Raw genomic sequence first — 4,270 nt, forward strand, 5'->3', positions numbered from 1 at the left:
GCAGGCGGCATTCAACATGGGCCTGGTGAGCGAGCTGGTGGAAGACGCAGCGGTGGAGGCGCAGGCCCTGAAGCTGGCGGGCGATATCGCCGCTTTGCCGGTGACCGCCGTGCGTTTCATCAAAGAAGCGGTGCTGCAAAGCATGAACACCAGCCTCGACCAAGGCCTGCAAGCCGAACGCCGGTCTTTCCAGTTGCTGTTTTCCACCCCGGAAAAAACCGAGGGCATCCGGGCCAGGCTGGAAAAGCGGGCACCGCACTTCGTGCAGGCTTGAAGCCCCTCGCGGGCAGCTGCGCCACACCCCGGTCTGGGGTCGTGGCGCTTGTGGGCGTGTGCTGCGCGCCCGCAAAATTTCCAAATCTGATGTGCCGCATCACGGCTTTTTGTTGGCTTTAGGGTCTCGCCATTTCTAGAATTTGGCATGGACTTTCTGACCCCGCCAAGGGGGTCAAGCCGAGAACAGAAAGCAAGGAGACAGATGCAGCACGTGATCACCCTTCAGCCCAGCGGCCGGTCTTTCGGCTGTTCGGGCGATATCCCCATACTCAAAGCCGGACTGGACGATGGCGTTCAGCTGCCTTTCAGCTGCCGTTCCGGCATGTGCCGTTCGTGCCGGGGTCGGCTCGTCACAGGGTCGGTGGACTACGGGCCGGTGCACCCGGCCTATTTGTCCGAGGCGGACAAGGCGGCGGGCCACGTGCACCTGTGCCAGGCCAAGGCCTTGAGCGATTGCGTGATCCAGATCCAGGAGCTCGACCCCTCGTTGGCCTTTCCGGTGAAAGCCATGCCGACCCGCGTGCTGGCCATGGACCGGCTGGCCGACGATGTGATGCGCTTGCAGCTGGGCGTGCCGGCCAACGAACCGCTGCGTTTCCATGCCGGGCAGTATGTGGACATCCTGACCAAGGACGGTTTGCGCCGCTCGTATTCCATGGCGAACGCACCGAGCACCGATGGCGTGCGGCAGATCGAGCTGCACATCCGGCACATGCCGGGTGGCCAGTTCGGCGGGCAGGTTTTTGAACACATGCAGCAGCGGGATTTGCTGCGCATCGAGGGGCCACACGGGCAGTTCTACTTGCGCGAAGACAGCGACAAGCCCATGGTGTTGCTCGCCTCCGGTACCGGCTTTGCACCCATCAAATCCCTGATCGAGCACAGCTTGACCAAAGGGCTGCGCCGCCCCATGCACTTGTACTGGGGTGGACGAACGAAGGCCGATCTGTATCTGCACGAGCTGGCCACGGCCTGGGCGCAGGCGCACGAACACATCCGCTACACACCGGTGCTGAGCGATGCCACGCCTGCGTGTGCGTGGCAGGGCCGCACCGGCTTTGTGCACCGCGCGGTCTTGCAAGACGTGGCGGATCTGAGTGCCAGCCAGGTCTATGCCTGTGGCGCACCGATCGTGGTCGAGTCGGCCCGGCGCGAGTTCACCGCGCTGCGTGGATTGCCCGAGAACGCATTTTTTGCCGACGCCTTTGTTTCCGAGGCCGACAAGGCCCTTCAAGCCCAACGGAGCGCATGTTGAACACACCTTTGACCACCAACCCTCTGCCACAAGATTGCCGCGTCGATCCGCCGGCCCGCAGCTCCATCGTCCAGCCCTATTGCCTGGGGCATGGCACGCTGGAGTGTTTTGAACTGGGCGCATCGCGGCGCTTCTACGAAGAGTTTCTGGGCATCGAGTGCGTGCACCACGCGATCACGGCGCTGTCCTTGCGTCTGGGTATGCGCTTTCACATCGTCTGCGTGGAGGTGGGCGATCAGATCCACCCCTGCAACGTGTTGAACCACTGGGGGTTGGATGTGGCATCGGCCAAAGAGGTGGACGAGGCGCACGCCAACGCATTGAAGTTCAAAGACAAATACAAGATCCGCCAGGTGTTGGACGTGCAGGACATGCACGGCGTGTATTCGTTTTACCTGGAAGACCTGGACCACAACTGGTGGGAGATCCAGTACTACGCCAACGGCTTCGTGCACGACGATTATTTTGATTTTGGCGACCGTTTTGAGACCCGCGCAAGCCCGCAGCCAGACGCCTCGCCCGCCGCCACGCCGTGAAGAAGAGAACCCCATGAAATCCACCTTGATCAAGCTGCCCATCATCACCAGCGTCCTGCTTTGCATCGCCTTTTTGCTGGGCAAGTTCATGCCGTCTTTTGTGCTGCTGAAACTGCTGCATGTGCTGGCGTTCATCACCCTGGGTTCGGGGTTGATCGGTGTGGTGGTGAGCGATTTGCGGGCCCGCAGGGCGGCTGATTTTCCTTTGCTGGTGGACTCCATCGAAGCCATGCTCGGCTTCTACTACCGCTTGGTGGTGCCGGGCTCCATGCTCATTTTGCTCAGTGGTTTTTCCATGGTGTTTGGGTACTACGGCTGGTCGTTCATGGAAATCCCCTGGCTGGCGGGAATGATGGTGCTGTTCGTCTTCGAGTTCTTCGAAGGCCACCTCATCATGAAGTTCCACTACCTCAAACTGAAGCAAGGGATTCTGGCCGCCAAGCAGGCGAACGCGCCAGTGCCCGAGCTGGAGCATGAGCTGCGCGCACGCCTGACCTTGGCGACCCATTTTCTGGACGTGCCCAACTTCACCTTGATCGTGGTGCTGGGCATTGTGCGGCCCACGGACTGGACGCTGTTCTCGTACGGCCTGGTGCTGGTGGTCGCGGTGACCACCTGGATGGCGGTGGTGATTCCCAAGCGCCATCCCTGGAAAGGCTTGCGCAAGATGTCCCCAGTGCTGGACGCACACGCGCAGGCATCGTAGTCCGCGCACACCATGCCACCCGAGCTCGTCAAGCGCGCCGCCTGGATCGTCGCGGGCGGCCTGTTGTTGGGGCTGGCGCTGCTGACACCGGCTCGGCAGATGCCGGTATCCAACCTCGCGATTCCCGCAGCGGCCTGGATGATTTTGCGCGGCCTGACCTGAGGCCTGCTCACCCGGTTGATTCGATTTTTATCCCCCGCCATCCAAAGGAAGCTCCCTATGAAACTGCTCACCATCGACAGCGTCCGCGAAGGCGCGCCGGGCGCTCTCCTGCGTTCCGGGGAAGTGCTGGATTTGCGCAAGGCCGCCCTGCCGGGCACCGTGGAACAGTGGCTGCCCGACAGCGTGCGCGCGCTGCTCGAAGCCGGCAGCGATGGCCTGGCCATTGCGCAGCGGGTGGTGTCCCGGGTGGAGGCCATGACGGCACAGGCCCAGCAGCACTTGCGCGCATCGGGCGCGTTGTTGCCGTCTTCCACCCGCTTGCAAACGCCGGTACCCAACCCCCATCTGGTGGTGGCCGCAGGCCTGGCTTACCGCTCGCACCTGGCCGAAATGTCGGGCACGCCGACCCCTCCCCACCCCACCGCTTTTATCAAGAGCCCCAGCTCGATCGGGCGCCCCGATGGCGACGTGGTGTTGCCGTCGATCGCGGCCGAACACGTGGACTACGAAGGTGAGTTGGCGGTGGTGTTCGGGCGCGACTGCCACCGGGTGAGCGCCGCGGACGCGATGAACTGTGTGGCGGGTTACATGGCGGCCAACGACATCTCCGCCCGCGACTGGGTGACGGCGGTGTGGGAGGCCAGCACGCCGTGGGACGCACGCCGAACCTGGGAGGTGAACATCATGGGCAAGCAGTTCCCGGACTTCACGCCGCTGGGCCCGGTGCTCCTGACCGCCGACGAAGTGCCGGACGTGAGCGCCTTGCACCTGACCACGCGCCTCAACGGGCAGGTGATGCAATCCTCGGACGTGGCGGACCTGATCTTCAGCATCCCGGAGACCATCGCCTACTTCTCGCGCTGGTATGCGTTTCGACCGGGTGACATCTTGTTGACCGGCACGCCGGCTGGCGTGGGCGTGGGTCGAAAGCCCCGGGTGTTCATGGCGCCGGGCGACGTGATCGAAGTGGAAATCAGCGGCATCGGCGTGTTGCAGAACTTCATCTGTGCCGAGGCGGCGTAGTGCACACGACATACATCCGGGCGCCAGCCGCGCGTAGCGTTTGGAGTGGCTTGTGAGCGGCCTATCCGTGCAGCAGCGTAGCCAGGCCATGCTGAACATGCGCCTGGTGGTGGTGCTGACCCGTCTGCTTGACGGTGCGGACTTGCTGCCCGAGCTGGGCCGGCACCTGGACTTCATGGTCGACCTGGAAAGGCGCGGCCTGCTGTTCTTGTCCGGCCCCTTGAGCCCCACGCAGCAGCCCACCGGCATGGGCTTGAGCATCTTGAATGTCGATTCCATCGAGGCGGCGCAAGCCATCTGGGCGCAAGAGCC

Annotated in this window: 7 protein-coding genes; all 7 read left to right on the top strand. The window is 63.2% G+C overall.

Annotated features, from left to right (window positions below):
- Window positions 1-274: enoyl-CoA hydratase-related protein (locus tag ABYB95_RS18005; protein ID WP_372660012.1), on the top strand; the 274-nt coding region annotated here is incomplete at its 5' end.
- A gap of 204 nt (window positions 275-478) precedes the next feature.
- Window positions 479-1,531, top strand: coding sequence for a CDP-6-deoxy-delta-3,4-glucoseen reductase (locus ABYB95_RS18010; RefSeq protein ID WP_372660014.1), 1,053 nt, complete (start codon window positions 479-481; stop codon window positions 1,529-1,531).
- Window positions 1,532-1,539: 8 nt separating this feature from the next.
- A complete protein-coding gene (locus ABYB95_RS18015; RefSeq protein WP_372660016.1) occupies window positions 1,540-2,067 on the top strand; it encodes a VOC family protein in 528 nt (175 codons plus the stop codon).
- A gap of 13 nt (window positions 2,068-2,080) precedes the next feature.
- Window positions 2,081-2,773 (top strand): DUF2269 family protein, encoded by a 693-nt coding sequence (locus tag ABYB95_RS18020; RefSeq protein ID WP_372660017.1) that lies wholly within the window; start codon window positions 2,081-2,083, stop codon window positions 2,771-2,773.
- Window positions 2,774-2,785: 12 nt separating this feature from the next.
- Entirely contained in the window at window positions 2,786-2,935 is a 150-nt protein-coding gene (locus ABYB95_RS18025) for a hypothetical protein (protein WP_372660019.1), read from the top strand.
- 57 nt (window positions 2,936-2,992) lie between these two features.
- Window positions 2,993-3,958 (top strand): fumarylacetoacetate hydrolase family protein, encoded by a 966-nt coding sequence (locus tag ABYB95_RS18030; protein WP_372660021.1) that lies wholly within the window; start codon window positions 2,993-2,995, stop codon window positions 3,956-3,958.
- 52 nt (window positions 3,959-4,010) lie between these two features.
- A partial coding sequence (locus ABYB95_RS18035) for a YciI family protein (protein ID WP_372660023.1) occupies window positions 4,011-4,270 on the top strand: 260 nt, incomplete at its 3' end.

The organism is Hydrogenophaga sp. (genome assembly GCF_041633695.1).
Taxonomy (GTDB): domain Bacteria; phylum Pseudomonadota; class Gammaproteobacteria; order Burkholderiales; family Burkholderiaceae_C; genus Hydrogenophaga.

What these genes read in the sequence shown, in the direction of transcription:
- ABYB95_RS18010 (WP_372660014.1), top strand. Translation starts at nt 479, where the DNA reads ATGCAGCACGTGATCACCCTTCAGCCCAGCGGCCGGTCTTTCGGCTGT.
- ABYB95_RS18020 (WP_372660017.1), top strand. Translation starts at nt 2,081, where the DNA reads ATGAAATCCACCTTGATCAAGCTGCCCATCATCACCAGCGTCCTGCTT.
- ABYB95_RS18025 (WP_372660019.1), top strand. Translation starts at nt 2,786, where the DNA reads ATGCCACCCGAGCTCGTCAAGCGCGCCGCCTGGATCGTCGCGGGCGGC.
- ABYB95_RS18030 (WP_372660021.1), top strand. Translation starts at nt 2,993, where the DNA reads ATGAAACTGCTCACCATCGACAGCGTCCGCGAAGGCGCGCCGGGCGCT.